At 65.2% G+C, this 1273-nt stretch carries 1 protein-coding gene; it reads left to right on the top strand.

Annotated elements, in window-relative coordinates; translation table 11 throughout:
* Nucleotides 1-65: 65 nt before the first annotated feature.
* Nucleotides 66-1255 (top strand): IS3 family transposase gene (locus ACSSVZ_RS28155; protein ID WP_453974177.1). Its coding sequence is split into 2 segments (ribosomal slippage): nucleotides 66-318 and nucleotides 318-1255, totalling 1191 coding nucleotides; the frame shifts between segments, so codons are not numbered across the junction.
* Nucleotides 1256-1273: the final 18 nt, after the last annotated feature.

The following is a 1273-nucleotide window of genomic DNA, read 5'->3' as shown; positions in this document are numbered from 1 at the left end:
TGACCTGCCCCTGAGTTTTTCCTCCACCTGGAGTTAGAGTCCGGCCTCGATCGAAGGACGGACAGATGAAGCGGAAGCGATTTACGGAAGAGCAGATCATCACGGTTCTGCGTGAGCACGAGGCGGGCGCGAAGGCTGGCGATCTGGCCCGCAAGCATGGGGTCTCCGAGGCGACGCTGTATAACTGGAAGGCGAAGTATGGCGGGATGGACGTGTCCGACGCCAAGCGCCTGAAGGCGCTGGAAGACGAGAACGCGAAGCTGAAGAAGCTGCTCGCCGACCAGATGCTGGAAGCCTCGGCACTTCGCGAGCTTCTGGCAAAAAAATGGTAGGGCCCGCCGCCAAGCGCGAAGCCGTCGCGCATCTGCAGGCCGTCATGGGCCTGTCGGAGCGTCGGGCCTGTTCCTTCGTCGGAGCCGATCGCAAGATGATCCGCTACCGGTCATGCCGTCCACCTGAGACGGAGCTGCGCGGCAAGCTGCGCGACCTCGCCAACGAGCGGCGACGTTTCGGATACCGGCGCCTGTTCATCCTGCTGCGGCGGGAGGGCGAGCCGTCGGGGATCAACCGCATCTACCGGCTCTACCGCGAGGAGGGCCTGACGGTGCGCAAGCGGCGGGCGCGGCGACGCGCAGTTGGAACGCGCGCGCCGATCCTGGTCGAGGCGAGCCCGAACGCGCGCTGGTCTCTGGACTTCGTGCACGATCAGTTCGCCTGCGGACGGCGCTTCCGCGTGCTCAACATCGTCGACGACGTGACCCGCGAATGCCTGGCGGCAATCCCCGACACGTCGATCTCCGGTCGTCGGGTGGCACGTGAGCTGACGGACCTGATCAGCCGGCGCGGCAAGCCGGGCATGATCGTCTCCGACCACGGCACGGAGTTCACCTCGAACGCCATCCTCGCCTGGTCGAAGGATCATCGCGTCGAATGGCACTACATCGCGCCGGGCAAGCCGATGCAAAACGGCTATGTCGAGAGCTTCAACGGCCGGATGCGCGACGAGCTCTTGAACGAGAGCCTGTTCTTCGGCCTCGACCACGCCCGCAGCGCCATCGCCGAGTGGAGGCAGGACTTCAACACCGCCAGGCCCCATTCCTCGCTCGGATACCAGACCCCGGCGGCCTTCGCCGGAACCCTCACCGCAACCGGCTCCGACGCTACGCTCATCGATGGCTTCGCGTCTCCGCCGCTTGCTCAACCCGCGCCCTATGGCGTAGCAGAAACGACCGAGGCTCTAATCGCAGCTGGATGACAGTTCAGTGGCAGGTCA

The organism is Amorphus sp. MBR-141 (assembly GCF_053628695.1).
This window is presented reverse-complemented; position numbering and strand designations above follow the sequence as displayed.